The organism is Streptomyces sp. NPDC058678 (genome assembly GCF_042714835.1).
Classification (GTDB): Bacteria; Actinomycetota; Actinomycetes; order Streptomycetales; family Streptomycetaceae; genus Streptomyces.
The window spans coordinates 14,454-35,787 of the sequence record NZ_JBHXSG010000071.1; the positions used below are offsets into that span (position 1 = coordinate 14,454).

Genomic DNA, 21,334 nt, shown 5'->3' on the forward strand with positions numbered 1-21,334 from the left:
ATACCGGCCGGCTTCATTCCGCCTGGTCCGCCTCACGCCCGGGGGCAACCCCCGGGACCGGCCCCGCCCACCAGACGCCGGCCGGGGCCCGCCCCGCGCGCGCGGGCGCGCCCGCGGCGGGCGTGGGTGCTGTTCTGTCCAGGGCGTGGGTGCTGCCAGGTCGACCTGGTCGTGCCCACCGGCGTACCCGAGGCCGCGGCGACGGTCCTGCGCACGGCCCGCGAGCTGCTGCGGCGGTCGTACTACTGCTACGAGTTTTCCACCGTGGCGGTCATGCACTCCCTGATCGCGGTGGAGATCGTGCTGCGTGACCGTATCCCGGGCCCGGGCAAGAAGCCGCTGCAGAAGCTCATCGAGCAGGGCGCCGACGCGGGGATCCTGACGGCCCGGCAGGCGGAGTACCTCGACTACGGGCGGCAGATCCGCAACGGCATGGCGCACGGCCAGACCACACACGCGGTGATGCCTCCGGCCATGGCGGTGCCGCTGGTGACCACCTCGTTCGCGATCGTCACCGAGTTTTGCGCCGCGCCCGCCTGACGGTCACGGCTAGGACCTGTCCGGGCGATCTCACGGCTGGGCCTTGACCTCAAGTTGACTTGAGGTCTCAGAGTGATCTGCATGGATACCGAAACCGCAGATATCAAAGCCATCGAACAGGTCGTCACCACTGTCGAGCGCGCTCAGCGCGCCAAAGACGTCGAGGGGTTCCTCGCACTCTTCCACCCCGACGCCCTCTGGACGACCGGCCACGGCAAGGTCTTGATCGGCTTCGACGCGATCGCCGAGTTCACCCGCGCCGTGCTACCCGCAGCCAGCTGGGATGGTGAGATCACCTACGAGGCAGTGCACACGCAATTCCTGCGGCCCGACGTGGCGGCCGTCAAGGTTCGGCAGGTCTACCACTCGCCAGAGGGCGAAACGGAAGGCGCTCCGCTCTACGTCATGACGAAGCAGGATGACGGGAGGTGGCTGCTGCACGCATGCCAGAACACCGAAGTGCGGGTCGAATAGAACAAGAATGATCATGTGACTGGTTCATGTTCGGATCGTTGTCCTGGGCATGACGCGTGGTGATCTGACAGATGCGGAGTGGGAGCGGCTGCGGCCGTTTCTGCCAGTGAGTAACGGGCGTTGTGGCCGCTGGCGGGATCACCGGCAGGTGATCGACGGGATTCTGCACCGCGTGCGGACCGGCGTGCAGTGGCGGGATCTGCCCGAGCGGTTCGGCCCGTGGAAGACGGCCTATGAGCGTGGCCTGGTCGTCGACACCCGCGTCCGCTTCGGCTTCATCGCGGCCAGGCACCACCGATGACAGGGCGTTTGTGGCGGTTGGGCGGCCGTGATGAGGCTCTCTGAATTTCCCCACGCGCCGCTCGGGGGTGGGACGGATCTGCTTGCTGAAATTCCCCACCCAGAGGAGCCGTCTCGCCCACCGGGCCTTAGGGGTCCTTGCGCGCTGCGTGAAGGTAGAGGACGTCCTCGGTGTGACGGCGGGGCACGCGCAGGTGGCCTTCGTGCTCCCGGCGGTCAGACCATAGCGGCGACGCGGTCAGCTCGCTCCTGCCGGCCGCCTGCCACATCGTCATACGCGCCCACGGCGCCCTGCCGCCCGCGGGGCGCCCGCTGCCGTCGGCGATCCAGGTGGTCACGTCGTACAAGATGCCGCCCCAGGCGCCGACCGTGTGATCCCCGGCGGCGTTCGGGGGCGTGACCGGGCGTGGATCTGAAAGGGAAGCTTCCGCGGCCCCTACCGTCGAGCCCATGTGGAGATCGCGCCCGGACGGTGGGCCGGAACGGTTGCTGGCGCTCGCCGACGGCGTGTTCGCCATCGCCATCACGCTGCTCGTCCTGGATCTCTATGTGCCGCGGGGTCTGGAGCCCGACCAGTACCACGAGGCCCTGCGCCGGGTGCTGCCCGACCTCGGGGCCTACGCGCTCAGCGTGGTGGTGCTCGGCGGCTACTGGCGCGACCACCGCAGGATCTTCCGCGGCGTGCGGGAGGTCGACGGACAGGTGGTGATCCTCTCCGTCGCCGGCTTCGGCGTCGCGGCCCTTGTGCCCTTCCCGACCAGGCTGCTCGCCGAGTACGGCGACCAGCCCGTGTCGGTCGCCGTCTACGCGGGGGCGGTCGCCGCGCTCGGCGCCTGCCATCTCGCGGTGGCCACCGTTCTGGCCAAACGCCCCTGGCTGCGCAATGACACGCCCTCCGATGCGGCGACCACGCTCTACCTCCTCGACAGCGCCACGATCGTGGTGGTCTTCCTCGTCACCGTCCCGCTGACCTTTGTGACCGGCCCCACGATCATGTGGCTGTGGCTCGTCCTCGTCCCGACGAAGGTCTACCTGGGCCGGCGGCTCCAGAGGTCGGGCTGAGGACAGGCGTGACGCCCGAGTCCCGGTGTCACGCCCGGCCGGGCTGAGGCAGCATGTCACCCCTGCTCGCTCACCTCCGCCCAGGCACCGCTTCGCGCCGACCGAGCGCGGTCGCACTGTGCACGGCGTCGGTGAGGGGGGCGCCGTGCGCGGTGCCCTCGGCGATCGAGCGGAGGAAGCGGTACGCCTCGATCACCTTGAGGTCGTCGTAGCATGGCGTTGGCGGAGCCCCGGAAGGCCTCGTACTCGCCCTCGCCGGGACCCATGTGCACCGTGCTGACCGGCTGGTCCTGATACCGGTCGCCGCGGCTGACGCCGAGTTCGTTCCTCCGGCGGAAGTCCCAGAACACCGCTCCCTTGGTGCCGTGCACCGCCGTAGTTGTTCTGCTCGCCGACCGAGACCCCACCCTTGCCCCACGTCTGGACCGCGCCCTGAAGAAGGTCGCCAAGCCGGGCGGGGAGGTGGTCCTGATCGACGGCACAACGTGGCCTTGGTGACCGCATGTGCGCCAGGGAAGAACAGGCTGAGGCCCCGAGCACTACCAACCTAGGAGCCCTGTCACGGCGGGGCACGAGCACGGCCGGGCGCTGTCCGCGGGCAACGTGTCGGCGTGGGGCGCGCGATACGCGGCGAAGCCGAGCAGAGCGAGCACGGGCAGCGAGATCACGTGCCGCCTCCGGTGAAGATCCCCAGGTCAAGAACGGCGGCAAGGATGCTGCGCGCTACTGCGTGCGCAGTGCGCGGCACTGGGGGCGGGCCATCCGGCTCGGTGCGGGCTGGGGCATCAGCAGCGAGCCGTGGGACGACGGCCACTGGACCGAACAGACCTGGCGGGTCTTCGAGGCCGTCGACTACCGATGGAGCGGAGACCTGATACCGGTCGCCCGGCTCGGCCAGCTGGTCGGCCGCCACGTCGAAAGCGGCGGCCAGGACCGCATCGCCGCCGCCGACGCGCTCCTCACCGGATGGTTCCGCGACGCGATCCTCGAGTTCCTGCCCACTCCGGCCTCGGTAAGTGGAACGACGTCCTGCTGCGCGCCTGCCACGGCCAGGGCGAGCAGGACCGCGACTGGGTCCAGCAGCAGATCGCACTGGAGCCGACTCACCGCCGACTGCGGCGCCGCGAAGAGCCGCGCGTCTACGTCTGGGAGTACATGACCGGCACCTCCCACCACAACGGCGGCATGCGCTCCATCAGCGCCACGTTCCGAATGACCGGACCCACCGACACCCAGGCGATGGAGTGGATGACCGCGACCATGCGCCACGCGCTGCGGTGTCGGGCGGCTCGCTCCCCACCCCGGCCCGACAACCGCCGCCCCGGGGGAGGCCCGGGCCGCCCGGCCGAGCCCGCAGGTTCTGCGATCCGGCGAACTGCACCCGACCGAGGCCTCCGTTCAATTCCTGTGACACCTGGGGCCAAATCCGGCAGGATCGGACGGCATGGTCGCACTTCGCTCGCGTCGGCTTGAAGGCGTCTTCGGAGCCCGGCTGGACGCTGTTTCACATGCTCAGGTCACCACGCTCGTCACGAACACCGTGACCGAGTCCCACGACCTGGACTTCAAGGCGGAGCTCTACGGCCGCTCCGACAAGTTCCCGTCCGGCCGATCGAGAGAAGGGATCGGGGGTACACGGGTCCGCATGGCACCGAAGAACGATCACTCCAAGCTCCTGCGGGCCGTACGGCAGATGCGCCGCATCCGAACCTTCTACGCGCTGGGTGTTCTCCTCTGGGCGGCCACCGCCGCCTGGGGAGGCTGGCAGCACCCCGGGAGCCGGCATATGTGGGTGCCCGTGCTCCTGCTGGTCGTCTTCGCCGGTCTGCTGTCCGCGACGACCCTGTGGCTGCGGCACCACCGGTCCGAGGACGCCGACCGGGCCGCCCACCACGCCGCTCCACGGAGGCCGGCCGTCCGCCGCCACGCGAGCGCCTGAGACACGGCACCGCGCGGGCCCACGCAAGACCGCCGACGTGGAAACCACCGGCATCAAACCGCCTACGTCGAAAGCGCCAGCGTCGAAACCACCGGCATCAAACCCGGCCTCGAAACCACCGGCATCAAGCCACCGACGTCGCCCCCGCTCGCGGGAGCGGAGCTCTCGACGATGCCGCCCCCGTCCCTCACCCCCAGGCGCCTCGTGTGACTCGGACGTTCCGACCACGCCGACGGCCTTGTGGCCGGCGCCCGCTGAGAGGCCGTTCGGGGGGTAGTCGCTTGCCATGACTGTCTACGGGTTACACGCCTCGCACGAGCAGATCCCGCCCGCGGATCTGCTCGATGCCGTAGTACGTGCGGAACAGGCGGGCTTCACGGCCGCCATGTGCTCGGACCACTTCTCGCCGTGGAGTGTGCGCCAGGGGGAGTCCGGCTTCGCCTGGTCATGGCTCGGGGCCGCCCTCCAGGCCACCGACCAGGTGCCGTTCGGCGTGGTGAACGCGCCCGGCCAGCGCTACCATCCCGCAGTCGTCGCCCAGGCGATCGCCACGCTCGCGTCCATGAACCCGGGCCGGTTCTGGGCCGCGCTCGGGACCGGAGAGGCGTCCAACGAGCACATCACCGGCGGGGGTTGGCCCCGTAAGGACGCCCGTACCGCGCGGCTGCGGGAGTGCGTCGACGTCATCCGGGCGCTGTTGCGGGGTGAGGAGGTCAGCCACGACGGGCTGGTGACCGTGGACCGGGCCCGGCTGTGGACGCTTCCGCCCGAGGTACCGCCCTTGATCGGAGCTGCGTGCAGTACCGCGACCGCGGCCTGGTGCGCCGAGTGGGCGGACGGTCTGATCACGGTCAACGGCCCGCGCGAACGCCTGCGCGAGATCGTCGCCGCGTACCGTGACGCGGGCGGCCGTGGGCCACTCCACCTCCAGGTGCACCTGAGCTGGGCGCCCGACGAGGACGAGGCCATGGCGCTCGCGCACGACCAGTGGCGGACCAACGTGCATGCTCCGCCGGTCAGTTGGGACCTGGACTCCGCGGAACTGTTCGACATCGTCAGTGAGCACGTCACTCCCGAGCAGGTGGCGCGCACGGTCGACGTCTCCTGCGACCTCGGCCGGCACACCGCCCGGCTCCAGGAGTACGCCGACCTCGGCTTCGACGCGGTCATGCTCCACCACGTCGGCCGCGAACAGAGCGCGTTCATCGACGCGTTCGGCGCCGAGGTACTGCCGCAACTCCACGTGACCCGCCCGATCCCCGCCACGGCGAAGGAGTACCGATGCGTCTGACACGCACGTCCGACCTCTGGTGGAAGAACGCGGTGGTGTACTGCCTGGACGTCGAGACGTACCAGGACGGTAACGGTGACGGCATCGGTGACTTCGCCGGACTCACGCAGCGTATCGACCACCTGGTGCGGCTCGGCGTGACCTGCGTGTGGCTGATGCCCTTCTATCCGACGCGGGAGCGCGACGACGGCTACGACATCACGGACTTCTACGGGGTGGACCCACGACTGGGCACCCTCGGCGACTTTGCCGAGTTCGTCCGCACCGCACGCGACCGCGGCATCCGCGTGATCGCCGACCTGGTCGTCAACCACACCTCCGAGGACCACCCCTGGTTCCGGGACGCCCGCTCCAGCCGGGACTCCGCCCACCGGGACTGGTACGTCTGGAAGGACGAGCCCCCCGAGGACGGCCCCCAGGGTGTGGTCTTCCCCGACGCGGAAGACAGCCTGTGGGAGTACGACGAGGGCAGCGGCCAGTACTATCTGCACCGCTTCTACAAGCAGCAGCCCGATCTCAACGTCGCCCACCCCGAGGTCCGCGACGAGATAGCCCGCATCATGGGGTTCTGGACGCAACTCGGGCTGTCCGGCTTCCGGGTCGACGCCGTGCCCTTCCTGCTGGAGACCGACGGACAGAGCGACGCGGGGGAGCTGCCCGACCCGCACGAGTACCTCGCCGACCTGCGTGCCTTCCTCGGCCGCCGCAACGGCGAGTCGGTCCTGCTCGGCGAGGTCAACCTGCCCTACGACGGCACCGCCCGCTTCTTCGGCGACCCTTCCTCGGACCGCGGCGACGAACTCACCATGTGCTTCGACTTCGTCGCGATGCAGCAGATGTACCTGTCGATGGCACGCCAGGACGCCCGGCCGCTGGCCGCCGCGCTACGAGACCGCCCCGCAGCGCCGCGCGACGCCCACTGGGCCATGTTCGTGCGCAACCACGACGAACTCACCCTCGACAAGCTCAGCGACGACGAACGGGCCGAGGTGTTCGCGTCCTTCGGCCCGGACAAGGACATGCAACTGTACGACCGAGGGCTGCGCCGCAGGCTGCCGCCCATGGTCGACGGCGACCGGCGCCGCATCGAACTCGCCTACAGCCTGCTGTTCACCCTGCCGGGTACCCCTGTGCTCTTCTACGGCGAGGAGCTCGGCATGGGCGAGAACCTGGCCGCGGAGGGACGCCAGGCCGTTCGTACCCCGATGCAATGGACCCCGGAGCAGGGCGCGGGGTTCTCCACCGCAGAGCCGGACGCCTTCCCCAACCCGCTGGTGGAGGGCGCGTTCGGACCCCAGAAGATCAACGTGTACGAGCAGAGCCGCGACCCCGGCTCACTGCTCAGCCGCATGCGTCTGTTCATCGAACGCTACCGGGAGGCACCCGAACTGGCCTGGGGCGAGCACCACCTGGTGGAGACGGGGGAGCGCGCGGTCCTGGCGCACGTCTGCCGCGCCGGCGACGGCACGGTGCTGGCCGTGCACAACTTCGCGGACCGGCCCCTCACCGTACGGCTGGAGCTGAGCGAGGCGGGGGCGGGCGGACGGTTGACCGACCTGCTCGACGAGGGGCACAGCGGTTCCGGGGTGCCCGCCGACGGCTTGTTCCGCGTCGACCTGCCCGCCTACGGCTACCGGTGGCTCCGCGTCGGCACGCCGGCAGACGACCCCGAAAGGGTCGCTTGTGACTGAAGCTCCAGCTGGGCCGGCGCAGGTCGGCCCCTGTCGACTGCTTGCCGGAGGCGAAGGTGGGGACAGCACGGGCCGCAGTGGAACGGAGTCGGATGACCGGCTGCGCGCCCGTCGGCGTAAGCCGCATCGACGTGGCGAGGCCGCACGCTGTGGATCAGGCCCGCTCGCCGCCCGCCTCGGTCGGATGGTTTCCGGGGCCATGGCCGTGCCCGGCCAGCGGGGTCGGGGAGAGGTCGATGGGTTCCTCGCCCGCCTCCAGCAGCGTGTTCGCGGCGCCCACGATCAGCGGGTCCGGCTTGCCCACGGCCGCGTGGTCCTTGGCGGGGTAGTCACAGCGGTCGAGGAGGCTGCGCATCGCCTCAAGCCGACCGCGGCGCTTGTCGTTGTTCTTCACCACCGTCCACGGGGCGTGCGGCGTGTCCGTCGCACGGAACATGTCGATCTTGGCGGCGGTGTACGCGTCCCACAGGTCGAGCGAGGCGAGGTCGGTGGGGGAGAGTTTCCAGCGGCGTAGGGGATCGACCTGGCGGATTGCGAACCGGGTCCGCTGCTCGGTGCGGGAGACGGAGAACCAGAACTTGACCAGCAGGATGCCGTCCTTGGTCAGCATCTCCTCGAACAGCGGGGCCTGCTCAAGGAAGGTGCGGTACTCGGCCTCGGTGCAGAACCCCATCACGCGCTCGACGCCGGCCCGGTTGTACCAGGAGCGGTCGAAGAAGACGATCTCACCACGGGACGGCAGGTGTGCCACGTAGCGCTGGAAGTACCACTGCCCCGCTTCCCGCTCGGTCGGCTTCTCCAGCGCCACGACGCGGGCGCCGCGCGGGTTGAGCCGCTCGGTGAACCGCTGGATGGTGCCCCCCTTGCCGGCGGCGTCGCGGCCCTCGCACAGCACGATGATCCGCTGGCCGGTCTCTTTGACCCAGCGCTGCAACTTCAGCAGCTCGATCTGCAGGACGCGCTTGGTCCGCTCGTACTCGGACCGCTTGACCTTCTGGTCGTACGGATAGTTTTCCCGCCATGTGCCCACGGCGCTTCCGTCGGCGTCCAGGAGGATCGGTTTCTCCGGCCGGCGTTCGTCCACGCTGAGGCCGTCGAGCAGGCCCTCCTCGACCCGCGCCTCGTCGACCTCGTACGGTCGTGCCGTGTCGTCGTGCTGTGACATCACCCGTCTCCGATCAATCCTGGACACCGAGGTGGACGGTGCCCGCACGAGGCGCGGACGAACATGAGCCGCCGGCTACGCGCCGTCGCCGGGTCACCACGTCCACGTACAGCATTGCGGCACTCAGAATGGAAGGCGGCCGCGGGCCCGGCGTCCGGCGGAGCCGCTGCGGCCGACCGCACGGGAGCTGGAGCTGAAGGGCTTGCTCAACAGCCGTCCCAGCGGGCCGGGTGCCTTGGCCCCGGCCCGCGAACCGGCTCCGAGACCGCGCTGGGCACCGTTCTGCGGATGCCGGGACAGCCGAGGCAGGAGAAAGGCCAGCACGGCAAGGACGACACACGCGGCGATGACTATGGCGATGACCATCATGGGCTCCTGGAGATCGAGGGTTTGCGCGCTTCTTCCATCTGCTCAGACCGCGTGCCCCGCCCTACGGTGATCACGCCGGATCGAGCGGTCTCGGCTGGGCTGATCCGACGGATCGGGCGGCTGGTCGGTCCCCATATGGTCGGGCGGGCCGGGGCCGTGGCCGGGCCGTGGCTGTGGCCGGTGCCGGGCAGCCGTGGAGCGGCATGCGCGGGGACGGCCCCGAGGCATGGTCGGGGCCGCCGCCCACTGTCTGTCCGTTCGCGCGGATCAGCTCTGCTGCTGGCCCTGCCGGATGGCCTCGTCCGTCATGTCAGCCACCTGGCTTGCCGGTGGTGCCTCGGCGTTGACCTCGGTGCCGAAGGCGGAGTAATTCATCACCATGGTCATCTTGACTTGCTCAGGCGATGCGCTGGTGCCCGGCTAGGACTTGTCCGCCCGATCATGTGCGAAGCCAGATGACGAGGGCTGCGACGGTGGCGGTGCCGAGGAAGACGTAGCCGCGTTTGTCGTAGCGAGTGGCCACGGCCCTGGCCTGCTTGAGCCTGTTGATCGCCCGCTCGACGGTGTTGCGCTTCTTGTACCGCTCGTCATCGAAGCCGGGTGGCCGACCGCCGCGTGAGCCGTTGAGTCGGCGGGCGGCCTGGCTGTCGGTCTTTTCCGGGATGGTGTGCCGGATGCCCCTGCGGTGCAGGTACTGACGGCACGGGCCGTTGCTGTGGGCCTTGTCGGCGGCGAGGCTGTCGGGCGTGGTGCGGGGCCTGCCCGGTCCGATACGGGGAACGCGGATCTTTTCCAGTACGGCCTCGAACTGGGTGCAGTCCGCCCGCTGCCCGCCGGTGACGAGCAGGGACAGCGGCCGACAGCACCCGTCAGCGCTCAGGTGGAGCTTGCTGGTCAACCCGCCGCGCGAGCGGCCCAGGCCCTCACCTCCTGCACCACCTCCACCAGCCGGGCGAGCAGGCTCTGCGACGGCGTCTCGGCCTGGTGTTCTGCCGCTTCGTCCCCCTTTGACGCGGGGGCCGGCGGCGGGTCGGTGCGAGCACCGGCTGCGTGCTGGTGCGCACGCACGATGGTGGAGTCCACCGCGACGTCCCAGTCGATCTCGCCAGCCGCGTCGGCCGCGGCCTGCACCTGTTGCAGCAGACGCTCCCATGTGCCGTCGGCCGACCACAGCCGGTGGCGTTCATAGACCGTCTTCCACGGTCCGAACCGCTCGGGCAAATCCCGCCACTGCACCCCGGTCCGCACCCGGTGCAGGATCCCGTCGATCACCTGCCGGTGATCCCGCCACCGGCCACGACGCCCGTTGCTGACCGGCAGGAACTGCCGCAGCCGTTCCCACTCGGCATCCGTCAGGTCACCCCGCCCCATGCCTGACACAACGAGCCACCAGTCAGACAGCCACATGATCGGCGGGCAGGTCCTAGCGAAGCTTGCCCAGGCCCTTGATGTTCGGGGAGCCCTTGCGGGAGATCAGCGCCTGGATGCAGCGGCGTCGCAGCTCACCGCGCACAGCCTTCGAGTCGTACGCCTTGTCGCGGGTCGTCGGCGGTGCGCGCCCCGAAGGCGCGATGTCCTTCGGGGCGCGCGGCAGGGGTTCGGGTTCAGGCGTTGTAGACCGATCGGCTATGTGGGCACTCGCGCAAAGTGTCCGAGCAGGCTGTGGGTCAGGTAATGGGATGAGGGCCCCACACGTTCTGGAGAGCTGTCTGCGCGTCCTTCCCGAGAACCACGTGCGTCGTCCCGCCTGGCAGGGTGGGCAGCTCTGCCCAGTGAGTCACGGTTTCGGCACTGGTAAGGCCGTAGGGCAAACGGACGATCCCGTCGGAGTCGACGAAGCAGTCTCTGTGCTCTGCCCCGTCCTCACTCCAGTGCAGAGTCGTGAAGTACATCGGCCTCACCAGCCAAAATTCCTCACCCAACGCCGTATCGGACTCAGTGACGCTGTCAGCCGGATACCGACCCGTGATCGCTGCTGCCACCGGTGTACCGCTCCGAGGCAGTCTGTCGCGTGCGTCAACCCACGTCACCACGGTGTTCAGATTCGTCATCTCCACCCTCGCTCAGGCACTCGGCAAGTCGTCTTCTGCGCATATGCCGACCTGTCGGCAAGGGCACTGCCCCGGGCCCGGCACCAGGCAAGACCGCTTGGCGTTCGCGAAGGTTGCTTGAGACGGAACGAGCACAGCACCAAACGATCCGCGACTGCCTCCCTCCACCCTCCAGACTTACGCGCCTCCAGCGGTCGGACCGAACAGCACCGCACATCCAACCGCCATAACCAACCAACTCGGCGAACCTACGTGGTCACAGCACGGCCCTGTCTACGACGCAGATACGCCGTCGTCGGGTTCGCGCCCGCTGCTGTCCGAGGTCACTTCGCGACCTGACCAGCGCCGATATCGGGGCTCATGTGATGCCCTGCCGGGCGTGGGCTCCGAAGGTGCCTTTGATGCCGGAGGCGATGGCCGCGGGGTCCACCTTCGCCTGGAGCGCGTCACGGTGGTCTCGCGTGTGCGGCGGACACCGAGACGTACGGGATCCTGCCATCCTCCTCAACGCGCGCTGTACTACTCCGCGATGCCGACGCGGGCGGAACGTACTGCCCGATGAGCCATACCTCGACCTGCGGTTGCCGTGTCCGACGCTCGACGCCGCACCAGAAAACACACCGGACAGGAGAAGGCATGAAGATTCGGATCGCTGCCGCCTTGACGGGCGTCGCCTCACCGCATCCGCCACCGCGATCACTACAGCGGCACCAGCATCGGCCAGCGCAACCGTTACATGTCCGGATGGCCGCAGAACGACAACTGGGACCACATGGCCTCTCCGGCGAGCGGAAAGACATCACCGCTCCGGAGTGGTCCGTACGGGGCCTGCGGCTCTCTCGCCACCATCTTCGTCGGTGGGCGGGGTCCGGGCGGGTCGTTGTGTTGACGAGCTCGAAAGAATGTCGATTCTGCCGGGCTCACCAGCACGCGGCCGGCGCCCGCCGGGACGGGCAGACCCAGAAGGAGCCACCCGGCGGGATCGTCGCCGAGCCGGACGATCGCGCACTCGGCCGGTCTCGAGGCGGCCTGACCACCAAGATTCATCTGGCCTGCGAACAAGGTCAACGGCCCTTGTCGTTGCTGGTCACGGCAGGGCAGCGGGGTGACAGCCCGCAGTTCGTGGCCGTGCTGGACGGCATCAGTGTGCCCCGGCTCGGCGCGGGGCGACCACGCGGACGGCCGCTGCGGGTCCGTGGTGACAAGGCGTACTCATCGCACGCCAACCGCGCATCTGCTTCGCCACGTCCTTGACGGTCGGCAGCCTGTCCCCCTCGTTCAGCAGGCCCAGGCGCAGTGCGTGCCCCTGCTGGACCAACTGCTGGTACGGGGGCAGGCCGGACCGGCTCGGTCAACCCGAACACGGTGCTCAAGGCGTACCGCGAGTTGGAGCACGAGGGCCTGGTGGCCGCTCGCCCCGGCGTGGGCACGTTCGTGACCCGGACGTTGGCCGACGCCACGCTCGCCGCGCACGGCCCGCTCCGCAAGGACCTGCGGCGCTGGCTGACCAAGGCCCGCCTGGCCGGGCTGGACGACGAGAGCATCGAGGCGCTGTTCATGAACACCTTTCACAACGCCGCCGGAGAGGACGTAGCGTGTGTGCCGTCTTACGAGCCCAGGCACTGGGCAAGAAGTACAAGCAGCGCTGGGCGCTGCAGAACTGCGACCTGAACGTCCCCGCCGGCCGGGTGGTGGGTCTGGTCGGCCCCAACGGCGCCGGCAAGTCGACCTTGTTGAAGTTGGCTTCCGGCATGCTGACCCCGACGGCCGGCACCATCGAGGTGTGCGGCGGCCGTCCCGCCGAGGGCGTGGATCAGCTGGCCAAGGTCGGTTTCGTCGCCCAGGACACCCCGACCTACTCCGCGCTGAGCGTCGCCGACCACCTCGACTTCGGCAAGCGCCTCAACCCGAACTGGGACGACGCCGTGGCGCGCGACCGGATCCGTCGCCTCGGTCTGGACCCCAAGCAGCGGGCCGGCAAGCTGTCCGGCGGCCAGCGCGCGCAGCTCGCCCTCACCCTGGGCATCGCCAAGCGCCCCGAGCTGCTCATCCTGGACGAGCCGGTCGCGGCCCTGGACCCGCTCGCCCGAAGGGAGTTCATGCAGGACCTGATGGAGGCCGTCGCCGAGCACGAGCTGAGCGTCGTGCTCTCCTCCCACCTGGTCTCCGACGTGGAGCGGACCTGCGACTACGTCATCGTCCTGGTCGACTCCCGGGTGCAGGTGGCCGGCGACATCGACGACCTGGTCGCCTGCCACCACCGGCTCACCGGACCGCGCCGGGACCCGGACACGCTCCCGACCGGTCAGCACGTCATCACCGCCAGCCACACCGAACGGCAGACCACCCTCCTGGTGCGCACCGACACCGCGGTCCACGATCCGTCCTGGACCGTCAGCCCGCTCGGTCTGGAAGACATCGTCCTGGCCTACATGACCCGGCCCGCCAATGCGGTACGTGACACCCGGCCCGCACTGGAGGTACTGCGATGATCTGGCTGACCTGGCGCCAGTTCCGCACCCAGGCCGCCGTGATGTTCGCCGCCGTGGCTGCCCGCGCCGCCACCCTGGCGGTCACCGGTCCGCAGCTGACCGACCTCTACCGGACGGCCGGCAGCAGCCTGGTGGGCCAGGTCTCCAGTGCGGACCAGACCCTCCACGGTAACCGTGATCAAGGACGCGGCGGGAAGGTACTTCGCGAGCTTTGTTGTGGAGAGCGGGCCCGTCGCGCCGGCCGAGAGCGGTCAGGTCGTCGGCATCGACCTGGGGCTGGGGCATTTCGCCGTCTTGTCCGACGGCACGAAGATCGACGCTTCTCGCTTCCTGCGCAGGGCCGAGAAGAAGCTCAAGCGGGCACAGCAGGCTCTCAGCCGCAAGGCGAAGGGCTCGCGCAACCGGGACAAGGCCAGGGTCAAGGACGCCCGCGCTCACGCGCAGGTCGCCGACGCGCGGCGCGAGTTCCACCACCAGCTCTCCACCCGGCTGATCCGCGACAACCAAGCGGTCGCAGTGGAGGACCTGGCGGTGAAGGGGCTCGCCCGTACGCACCTGGCCAAGTCCGTGCATGACGCCGGATGGTCCGCGTTCGTGAGGATGCTGGAGTACAAGGCCGCGAAGTTCGGCCGCAGCTTCCACCGCATCGGACGGTTCGAGCCGACCTCCCAGGTCTGCTCGCAGTGCGGCGTCAAGGACGGTCCCAAGCCGCTGCACATCCGCGTGTGGGAATGCGGGGCTTGCGGGGCCGTCCTTGACCGGGACATCAATGCGGCGGTCAACGTCGCCAAGGCCGCCGGACTGGCGGTGTCAGCCTGTCGAGCGCAGGTAAGACCGGTACTCGTACCGGCCCAGCGCGGTGAAGCAGGAACCCACCGAGACGGTCAGCCGACCGTGGTAGGAATCCCCGGGCTTTAGCCCGGGGAGCGGAAGTCAAAAGCAGCAGGTGACGTACCAGCCTGCCGGGAACTTCTGGGCCCTTCTATGGGCCGAGACCGGGCTCTACCTCGGCCTCGCCCTGGTCCTGACCGGATTCTGCGCCTGGTGGATCCGCCGCCGAGTGACCTGACAGACGCCGGTCCCACTACGGGAGTAACCGCGAGGGGCAGACGGGTTCCGGCTGACCCTCGCGGCGGCGACAGGATCCTCTCGCCATTCAAGATCAATCTCGCCGATATCGGCTGTCCCGTTGGCCCCCAAGGCCGGTGAGCCCCATGTGTTCACGGAAACTGAAGCCTGTTCAGTGCGAACTCGCGGGTCGGTCCGTGTGCATCAGCTGGGCGTGTCCGTGGGTTCGGCGGGAACGTGGGGGTGGGTGAGAGCCGCCGCTGAAGATGAGACTTGACATGCCCTCTGACCTGGCCACTGTTGGTTAGATTAATATCTAATCGAGGCCATTCTGGGGCATGGGAAATGAGAGTGGAGCTGACCAGGGGGTTCTCGCTGCGGGTGAGCTCAGATCGCCATCACGCCGCCGCTGTTGTCGTGGACGATGGCCTGCTCCAGCACCGGGCAGGCAGCGACCAGCAACGTGTCCAGCCCGTCCACGCCGCTCGCGGTGACGCGGCCCGTTGCCTCCTGGTGGACGGGGAAGTTGCCCTGCAGCGCGTCGCAGTGACCGCAGCCGTTGGACAACTGCCGCTCGCGCATGGTCCTGCTGTAGCGGCTCTTGGCACCGCACTGCCCAGTCTCCGTCGAGGCTCTTGCCGAGAAACCCGCCGCCCGCCGACTGCACCGCCGTCGGCGAGCAGTGCGGGCACCGGCCCCTCCATCACTTCGACTCCGCGGGCCGCGAGACAGCTCCGTCGCCGCTGGGAGCGACATGTCAACGAGCAACGCCCCCGCCATCGGGCAGGGGCGTTGCTCGAGATGGCCTGTTTCAGGATGCCTTTTGGTCGGCGGGCTTCTCGATTTCGGTGGTCACCCGTGCCCCTCGGAAGAGCACCGGGAGCCACAGGAGACATGCCAGCAGGGGGACCGCGGCGTAGGTGGCCATGCCCGCACTGGAGCCCAACCCGTCCATGAGCGCGCCGAGGACGAGATAGCCGATGCCGATGAGCGCCGACTCCACGAATGCGATCATCGACAGCAGGCTCGCCCGGTGGCGCGACGGCACTGCCTCGTTGAACACGTTGTCCACGATCACGGCGGTGATCTCGGGAATTCCGACCAGGACCAGGAACGCGGCGATGGTGACCCAGACAAGGCCGAGGCCGCTCAGGCCGAGCGCCACGGCGAGCGTCAGGAGAGACACCGGGACGATGACTCGGTACCCGACGCGCCGGTCCGCGCGGTCCGACAGCAATGGAGTGAGCCCGCCGGCGAAGAATCCCGCCGATATGACCACGCTGACCAATGCGGTGCCCGCTCCCTGGTCGGAGAGGGTCTTCTGCGTAAAAATGATGTACGGCGTCAAAGTCGCATGCATCAATGCGGACACCACGACAAGCGTCACGAGCGCCGGCGTGGCGACCCGAAGCATCGCCCGCCATGCTGTGGCGTCGCGGTGCTCCTCCTCGGCTCCGTCCTGCTCGTCCACCGCGTCCGCGCCGCGGATCTCGGGCACCCGTGACATCAGCACCACCACGGCCAGGACGAGGCACGCCGCCGAACCGACGTAGACGACTCCCCAGGAAATCTGCTGCAGTTGGCCGCCGAGGACGATGGCGGCTCCCGAGGTGACCGTCCCGAGCATGGTGAACCGGGACTTGATCTTGACGTAGCTGGCCGTTGTACCACGACGCACGAGCAGGTCGTACAGCAGGGCGGTGTCCGAACCGGACACACATGCCATGCCCACGCCCTGCCCGATGAACAGCGCCAGGAACACCCAGTAGTTGGAGAACGCCACCTGACCGAGCAGACATCCAGCTATCAGCACCTGGCCGATCACGATGCTGGCACGCCTGCCGATTCGGTCGGCGATGACTCCCGTCGGCAACTCCGCAAGTCCGCTGACCAGGTAGAGCAGTGTCTGCAGTAGGGCCACTTGCCCGGCGGAGAAGCCTCGCTGATAAAGGAAGAGGACGAATACGCCGCGCTGGAACAGCGTGTTGGCGAGCACGGCGTATACGTAGAACGGGCGCGTGACGCTTCGTGCTGCATCCTCGACTGCAGCCGACCCGCCAAGGGCCTCCGTGGTGCCGGTCATGCTGCGGGCTCCCCCTGGTGACTCCGGTGATCATTAGTGTTGGGCCTCCGCCGACCAACTCATCGGGCACACCCGTCGCCGCGAACACCGTTCGCCGGACCACCTCGTCGGACCGCACCCCGAACAAGGGAGGCCGCACATCCGCAGAAGCCCCCCGCAGGCCAAGCCCCATCATGGTCGCGACCTCGGCGGGCGGACACCGGTTCACGCGTGCCATCCGGTCCACCCAGGACTCGAACGCCTCGCCCGCCCGCGGAGCCGAGACCAGCGCTAATCGTCGTGGCGACGCGCGGGCACCCCCCGAAGGCGCCCCCATCACTCAGGGGTTCACGCTATCAAGTGCACTACCAGGTTGGGGTTCACACTTTCATTCTGAGCTTCGGCTCTCAGTGGGCTGTGAGGCGGCGGGCTTCAGCCGTGACCTCGGCATCAACCTGGTCCACTGTTCTGTCGCCGTATTCGAGGACGTCGTACTCGTCATCGAGTTCGGCGAGCCGCTCTGTCAGGGCCAATCATGTCCGTAGCGCTGGTGAATTCGGAAAGTGAACTCCCGAGGTGTCAGCTCCTCAGCGAGCATGCGGCGTGAGAGCGTTCGGGCGGCGGGGGACTGTGGCTCCTGCTGCCGAGGCAGGCTGCGGGGGCCGCCGTCACGGAGAACTCGGGTCCAGCGTTCCGCTTCCGCAGCGATACCGGGGGCGGTGCCGTCCAGACGCTCGGGGAGCCACCGCTCGAAGAAGGGTTCCTCGTCGTCCCGGAAGATTCCCATTTCCTCAAGGACCGTGATGACGTGGCCAAACTGCAGGTCGAGGGCACGGAGCGGGGTGAATATCTCGCTGTGGCGGATGACATAGCCCTCGGTGCTTCCCGTGAGAACGATGGCCAGGCCGCGGTTGACCGCGAAGCGGATACCGCGTCCCCAGCCCCGGGCTTCGGCGACTTGGTGGGTGAGGTGCTTCGCCCAGGCCAGCCAGGGGCTGGCCAGGTCTGCGGCGGCCGGGTCGAGCCGACCGAAGTCACGCGGAACCTGCTCGAACAGTGGCAGTTGTCGTCGCCCACCCGGCGCGAGGACCCGTGTTCGCCAGGGCTGCCCGCCCGACACGCGGGTGCGTGTTGGGCGGGCCAGTGTGGCCTTGGGCCTGCTACTTGACGCCGATCTCGGCCAGCTGCAGCCGGAACTTGGTGGTCTCGTCGGAAGCCGGAGAGCCGAGTCTGGTTGCCGTCAGACGCAGGTAGCGGCCCGTGGTGGAGGTGAGGTTGTAGCTCTGGGCGGTTCCGCTCGGGTTGGACTGTCCGGTGACGGTACGGGCGGTGGTGTAGGTGCTGGATCCATCGGGGCGGGTCTGGATGGTGAAGTCGACGGGGAAGTTCGCCGAGCCGCCGCCGGCTCCGCCGGCGTCGGTGCGCGGGTGGAGGGTGACGGAGCCGATGGACCGGTCGGCGCCGAGGTCGACCTCGATCCACACGGGTGTGGCGCTGACGTCGGCGGAAGGGAAGTCGATGCTGGTGAAGCCTTTGGCGCCGGTGACGCTGGTGGTGGTGCCCTCGAGGATCCGGGTCTTGCCCCAGTCGCTGTTCTCGAGGGTGAAGTTGGCCGTGACAGTCGTCGCGGCGGTCGGGACGGTGAGTTCGGCGAGTTGCAGGCGGAACTTGGTGGACTCGTCGGACGCGGGGGCGCCGAGCTTGGTGGCCTGCAGGCGGACGTGGCGGGCGGTGGTGGTCTTGAAGCCGTACGTCTGCACCAGTCCGCTGGGGTTCGCCTGCCCCGTGACGGTGCGGACTGTGGTGTAGGTGCTGGATCCGTCGGGGCGGGTCTGGATCGTGAAGTCGACGGGGAACCCCGCGGTCCCGCCTCCGGCCGCCGGTGTGTCGGTGCGGGGGAAGAGCCGTACGGCGTCGAGGTCGGTGTCGGCGCCGAGGTCGATCTCCACCCACACGGGATTCGTGCTGACGTCGGCGGAGGTGAACTCGTTGCTGGTGTATCCCCTGGCACCGGACACGCTGGTGAGCTTGCCGTCGGTGAGCCGGTTCTTGCCCCAGCTGCTGTTCTCCAGGCTGTTGTTGCTGGTGACCGGCCGGCTCAGGGCCAGGTTGTCGAGGCGGCCGGTGCCCGTCGCCGTGAACGTCCACGTGCCCGGCTGGACCTTGAAGTAGACGTACGAGGAATCCTTGCCGTCGTAGCTCAGACCGCTGACGCTGCCGGTGGAGGAGCCGCCGGTGAAGACGGTGGTGCCGTTCGTCTGGATGACGGGCTGGGAACCGCCGTAGGTGGGCACTCCCACCCGAGCGGTCGTACCGCTCGGCGAGGTGAGCGTCAGGGTCACCTGGGTGCCGTCGCGTGTGATGCCGCAGCGGATGTCACCGCGGACGGTGGGCGTCACGGTGTTGGTCTTCGTGAGGGTCCCGGTCTGTGGGATGACCTCGTAGGTCTCCCAGCCCGCCTTGGTGGGGCGGACACCCGCGGCGTAGGCGGACAGCGCGTACAGCGGGCCGCCGTTCCAGGCGTGGTTGTCGGTGCCGTCCGCCTTGACCCACACCTCCCACAGGGTGTGGCAGGCGGGGTCGGCGACCTGGGCCGCGAAGCGGTTGCGCATCCGCTCCTCGGCAACGGTGGCCGCGCCCATGAGGTACAGCGCCTCCAGGACGTAGAACTCCATGTAAGGGCTGGCGTTGAGGTGGGTGCGCAGCACGTTGGTGATCGCCGGGTAGTGGCTGGGGGTGGCCAGGCCCGCGACGACGGCGAGGGCGTTGGCCCGGTCGTCGGTGTCGCCGTTGTAGCCGGGCGAGCGGTACTCGTTCTTCGTGGAGTTCCACAGCAGGGTGTCGAAGTTGGCCTTGATGCTGGCGCGCTGGGCCTGCCATCCGGCCACGTCGCCGCTGTTGCCGCTGAGGGCGGCGAGCTTGGCGGCGGTGTCCAGGGCCAGGTAGTACCAGCAGTTGTTCAGGACGCGGGTGTCGATGTTGCTGCCCCAGTCCTGCCAGTCCCAGTCTCCGGCGCGGTGGGCGACCAGGCCGTCGCTGCCCAGGCTCCACAGGTCCAGGTACTTCTTCACCGCCGGGTAGGCGTCGGTGACCGTGCTCGTGTCGCCGGTGTAGAGGTGGAACGTCCAGAACGACCACACCGAGGCGAGCATCTGGTTGGGCAGCTCGGCGGTCCAGATGGTCGAGGGCATCGGGGAGTACAGCACGCCGCCGGACTCCTGCCAGGACGCCAGCTGGGAGATGGCCTTCTTGCCGAGGGCGTGGGAGTTGGTGTCGAAGGTGTAGAAACCTTCCTTCAGCTGGTTGACCACGTCGCCCCACCATTGGGCTCGTTCGCGGGTCGGGCAGTCCATGTAGTTGTCCCGCATGTTGACGTACATGGTGCGGGCGGCCTTGGTCCACACGGTGTCGAGGAGGGCGTCGCTGCTGGTGAACGACCCGGCGAAGTCGGTGTCGTACCCGCTCTCCCGGTACTTGAGATCGACGATGGTCACCCCCGCCGGGATGGTGTACCGCACGGCGGTGCCGCTCATCCATGCCAGCGCCTCGAACTCCTGGACCCCGCCGGTGCAGACGTAGGTGGCGCGGACGTTGAAGATGGTGGCCTGGTCGATGCCGACCAGGCCACGGCCGTCGTCGTAGTGGTCGGTCTGGATGCCGATCACCGCGCCGGCCGGAGCGTTGACCTTCAGGTACGGCGTGACCTGGATGTTGGACGGCAGGGTGGCCGAGATGGCGGTGGAACCCTGGCCGGCGCTCGGGAGTGAGGAGGCGTTGGTGTAGGACTTCAGGCCGGAGTTGCGGAACTGGGGGATCGGCCGCTCGACGAGGCCGTTCCAGGGGGCGGCGCCGGCGGTGCCGAAGTCGGTGGGCGCGCTCCAGGCGCTGTCGTCGAAGCCGGAGGACTGCCAGTCGGCCATGGCGGTGGCGTTGCGGGCGTCGTAGTAGACGTTCGATTCCGGCAGCCGGAAGTTGACCTGGGTGCCACTGGTGTTGTTCGAGTAGCCCGGGTGGACCTTGTGCTTCCAGCCGGTGTCGCTGACCACCCGGGTGGTGGTGGAACCGGTCGCGATGTCGGACTGGAACAACAGGCCGCCCTTGCCGCTGCTGCTGTGCGAGAAGCCCTGCTTGCCGAAGTACCACACCAGCAGCGCCACCGTGTTGGTCCCGCTCTTCAGGTACGGGGCCAGATCGATCTCGTCGTAGTAGGTATCCGTACGGTTCGGACCGCGCTTGAGGCCGCCTTCGAAGACCACGAGTGTGCCGTTGACCCACAGCCAGTACTTGGAGTCGGCCGCGATCTGGGTGACGGCCTTCGAGGGTGCGGAGCCCAGGGTGAACGATCTACGGAAGGCCACCCACTGGTTCGCCGAACTGGACGGGGCCCAGACCCATTTGGCGGTCCACGAGACCGCTGCCGACGCGGTCGGCGCCAGCCCGGGCAGCATCAGGGAACCCAGAGTGGGGGCCAGGGCCACGGCTATGGCCGAGCGCAGGGCGGACCGGCGCGTTACATCGTGCATCGCGGGCTCCTAGGAGGTGTGCGGAGAGGGCAGCAAACGCGTCGGCAAGCCGGAGTCGTGAGGAACGGAATGATTGGTTCCGAAGTTCTTGAAACGTTTCATTCACGTGTTTGCAGGCGAGATCTTTGTCCTGTTCGCAGCGCCGTGTCAATGGTCGTGCAGTCGGCGTTCTCACGAGCGGCCCGAGCGCGGGCGGAAGATTCCGCAGTTCAAGAGGGTGGAGCACAAAACGCCTCCGCGCCATGAGCGGGCACAGGCGCGAGCGCCGGGGAGGAAACTGGCCAGTTCCGTTGACTTACCTCTGACT

The 21,334-nt window shown here is 68.7% G+C and carries 18 protein-coding genes and 5 pseudogenes; 14 read left to right on the top strand and 9 right to left on the bottom strand.

Features of this window, described 5'->3' with window-relative positions:
- Positions 1 to 171: 171 nt before the first annotated feature.
- The 5 genes and pseudogenes from ACFWWR_RS40340 (at position 172) to ACFWWR_RS40360 (ending at position 2,376) form a co-directional block, all read left to right on the top strand.
- Positions 172 to 540 carry a hypothetical protein gene (locus tag ACFWWR_RS40340; RefSeq protein ID WP_384308845.1) on the top strand — a complete coding sequence of 123 codons (369 nt, stop codon included), beginning with the start codon at positions 172 to 174 and terminating at the stop codon, positions 538 to 540.
- Between the two features lie 81 nt (positions 541 to 621).
- Positions 622 to 1,014 (top strand): SgcJ/EcaC family oxidoreductase, encoded by a 393-nt coding sequence (locus ACFWWR_RS40345; RefSeq protein WP_384308848.1) that lies wholly within the window; start codon positions 622 to 624, stop codon positions 1,012 to 1,014.
- Between the two features lie 49 nt (positions 1,015 to 1,063).
- A pseudogene (locus ACFWWR_RS40350) lies at positions 1,064 to 1,255 on the top strand (transposase); the annotation flags it as partial.
- Positions 1,256 to 1,572: 317 nt separating this feature from the next.
- A pseudogene (locus ACFWWR_RS40355) lies at positions 1,573 to 1,689 on the top strand (LacI family transcriptional regulator); the annotation flags it as partial.
- A gap of 75 nt (positions 1,690 to 1,764) precedes the next feature.
- Entirely contained in the window at positions 1,765 to 2,376 is a 612-nt protein-coding gene (locus tag ACFWWR_RS40360) for a TMEM175 family protein (RefSeq protein WP_383874689.1), read from the top strand.
- A 56-nt stretch (positions 2,377 to 2,432) separates the two neighbouring features.
- Here ACFWWR_RS40360 and ACFWWR_RS40365 read toward each other — a convergent pair.
- Positions 2,433 to 2,778 (bottom strand): annotated as a pseudogene (locus ACFWWR_RS40365) (gfo/Idh/MocA family oxidoreductase); the annotation flags it as partial.
- Positions 2,779 to 3,106: 328 nt separating this feature from the next.
- Between ACFWWR_RS40365 and ACFWWR_RS40370 the strand changes: the two are divergent.
- The 4 genes from ACFWWR_RS40370 (at position 3,107) to ACFWWR_RS40385 (ending at position 7,297) form a co-directional block, all read left to right on the top strand.
- Positions 3,107 to 3,535, top strand: a complete 429-nt coding sequence (locus ACFWWR_RS40370; protein WP_383874693.1) for a hypothetical protein — start codon at positions 3,107 to 3,109, stop codon at positions 3,533 to 3,535.
- 285 nt (positions 3,536 to 3,820) lie between these two features.
- On the top strand, positions 3,821 to 4,315 hold the full coding sequence (locus ACFWWR_RS40375; RefSeq protein WP_384308850.1) for a hypothetical protein: 495 nt from the start codon (positions 3,821 to 3,823) through the stop codon (positions 4,313 to 4,315).
- Positions 4,316 to 4,601: 286 nt separating this feature from the next.
- Complete coding sequence (locus tag ACFWWR_RS40380) at positions 4,602 to 5,606, top strand: TIGR03885 family FMN-dependent LLM class oxidoreductase (RefSeq protein WP_383874697.1); 1,005 nt, start codon at positions 4,602 to 4,604, stop codon at positions 5,604 to 5,606.
- Entirely contained in the window at positions 5,597 to 7,297 is a 1,701-nt protein-coding gene (locus ACFWWR_RS40385) for an alpha-amylase family protein (protein WP_384308852.1), read from the top strand. The genes ACFWWR_RS40380 and ACFWWR_RS40385 overlap by 10 nt, the downstream gene beginning before the upstream one ends.
- 154 nt (positions 7,298 to 7,451) lie before the next feature.
- Here the strand turns inward: ACFWWR_RS40385 and ppk2 are convergent, their stop codons facing one another.
- The 4 genes from ppk2 to ACFWWR_RS40405 form a co-directional block, all read right to left on the bottom strand.
- Positions 7,452 to 8,462 (bottom strand): polyphosphate kinase 2, encoded by a 1,011-nt coding sequence (gene ppk2, locus ACFWWR_RS40390; protein WP_383874701.1) that lies wholly within the window; start codon positions 8,460 to 8,462, stop codon positions 7,452 to 7,454.
- A gap of 123 nt (positions 8,463 to 8,585) precedes the next feature.
- Positions 8,586 to 8,831 carry a DUF6411 family protein gene (locus ACFWWR_RS40395; RefSeq protein WP_217241807.1) on the bottom strand — a complete coding sequence of 82 codons (246 nt, stop codon included), beginning with the start codon at positions 8,829 to 8,831 and terminating at the stop codon, positions 8,586 to 8,588.
- Positions 8,832 to 9,270: 439 nt separating this feature from the next.
- A protein-coding gene (locus ACFWWR_RS40400) for an IS5 family transposase (RefSeq protein WP_383874703.1) occupies positions 9,271 to 10,202 on the bottom strand; the annotation gives its coding sequence in 2 pieces (ribosomal slippage) (positions 9,271 to 9,870 and positions 9,873 to 10,202; 930 coding nt in all).
- 296 nt (positions 10,203 to 10,498) lie between these two features.
- On the bottom strand, positions 10,499 to 10,882 hold the full coding sequence (locus ACFWWR_RS40405; RefSeq protein ID WP_384308855.1) for an AQJ64_40280 family protein: 384 nt from the start codon (positions 10,880 to 10,882) through the stop codon (positions 10,499 to 10,501).
- 1,008 nt (positions 10,883 to 11,890) lie between these two features.
- Here ACFWWR_RS40405 and ACFWWR_RS40410 point away from each other — a divergent pair.
- The 5 genes and pseudogenes from ACFWWR_RS40410 to ACFWWR_RS40430 all read left to right on the top strand — a co-directional run.
- Positions 11,891 to 12,115 (top strand): annotated as a pseudogene (locus tag ACFWWR_RS40410) (transposase); the annotation flags it as partial.
- Between the two features lie 132 nt (positions 12,116 to 12,247).
- Positions 12,248 to 12,553: a hypothetical protein gene (locus ACFWWR_RS40415; protein ID WP_383874712.1), complete on the top strand. Its 306-nt coding sequence runs from the start codon at positions 12,248 to 12,250 to the stop codon at positions 12,551 to 12,553.
- Complete coding sequence (locus ACFWWR_RS40420; protein WP_384308857.1) at positions 12,478 to 13,374, top strand: ABC transporter ATP-binding protein; 897 nt, start codon at positions 12,478 to 12,480, stop codon at positions 13,372 to 13,374. The genes ACFWWR_RS40415 and ACFWWR_RS40420 overlap by 76 nt, the downstream gene beginning before the upstream one ends.
- Before the next feature lie 159 nt (positions 13,375 to 13,533).
- A pseudogene (locus ACFWWR_RS40425) lies at positions 13,534 to 14,292 on the top strand (RNA-guided endonuclease InsQ/TnpB family protein); the annotation flags it as partial.
- 28 nt (positions 14,293 to 14,320) lie between these two features.
- A complete protein-coding gene (locus ACFWWR_RS40430; protein WP_384308859.1) occupies positions 14,321 to 14,443 on the top strand; it encodes a hypothetical protein in 123 nt (40 codons plus the stop codon).
- 386 nt (positions 14,444 to 14,829) lie between these two features.
- On the opposite strand, the gene ACFWWR_RS40435 is transcribed toward ACFWWR_RS40430, so the two are convergent.
- From ACFWWR_RS40435 to ACFWWR_RS40450, 4 genes are all read right to left on the bottom strand, one after another.
- Entirely contained in the window at positions 14,830 to 15,024 is a 195-nt protein-coding gene (locus ACFWWR_RS40435; protein WP_383874718.1) for a hypothetical protein, read from the bottom strand.
- Between the two features lie 229 nt (positions 15,025 to 15,253).
- Entirely contained in the window at positions 15,254 to 16,525 is a 1,272-nt protein-coding gene (locus ACFWWR_RS40440; RefSeq protein WP_383874720.1) for an MFS transporter, read from the bottom strand.
- Between the two features lie 502 nt (positions 16,526 to 17,027).
- Positions 17,028 to 17,624, bottom strand: a complete 597-nt coding sequence (locus ACFWWR_RS40445) for a hypothetical protein (RefSeq protein ID WP_384308862.1) — start codon at positions 17,622 to 17,624, stop codon at positions 17,028 to 17,030.
- Between the two features lie 40 nt (positions 17,625 to 17,664).
- Positions 17,665 to 21,027, bottom strand: a complete 3,363-nt coding sequence (locus ACFWWR_RS40450; protein ID WP_384308865.1) for a discoidin domain-containing protein — start codon at positions 21,025 to 21,027, stop codon at positions 17,665 to 17,667.
- Between the last annotated feature and the right edge of the window lie 307 nt (positions 21,028 to 21,334).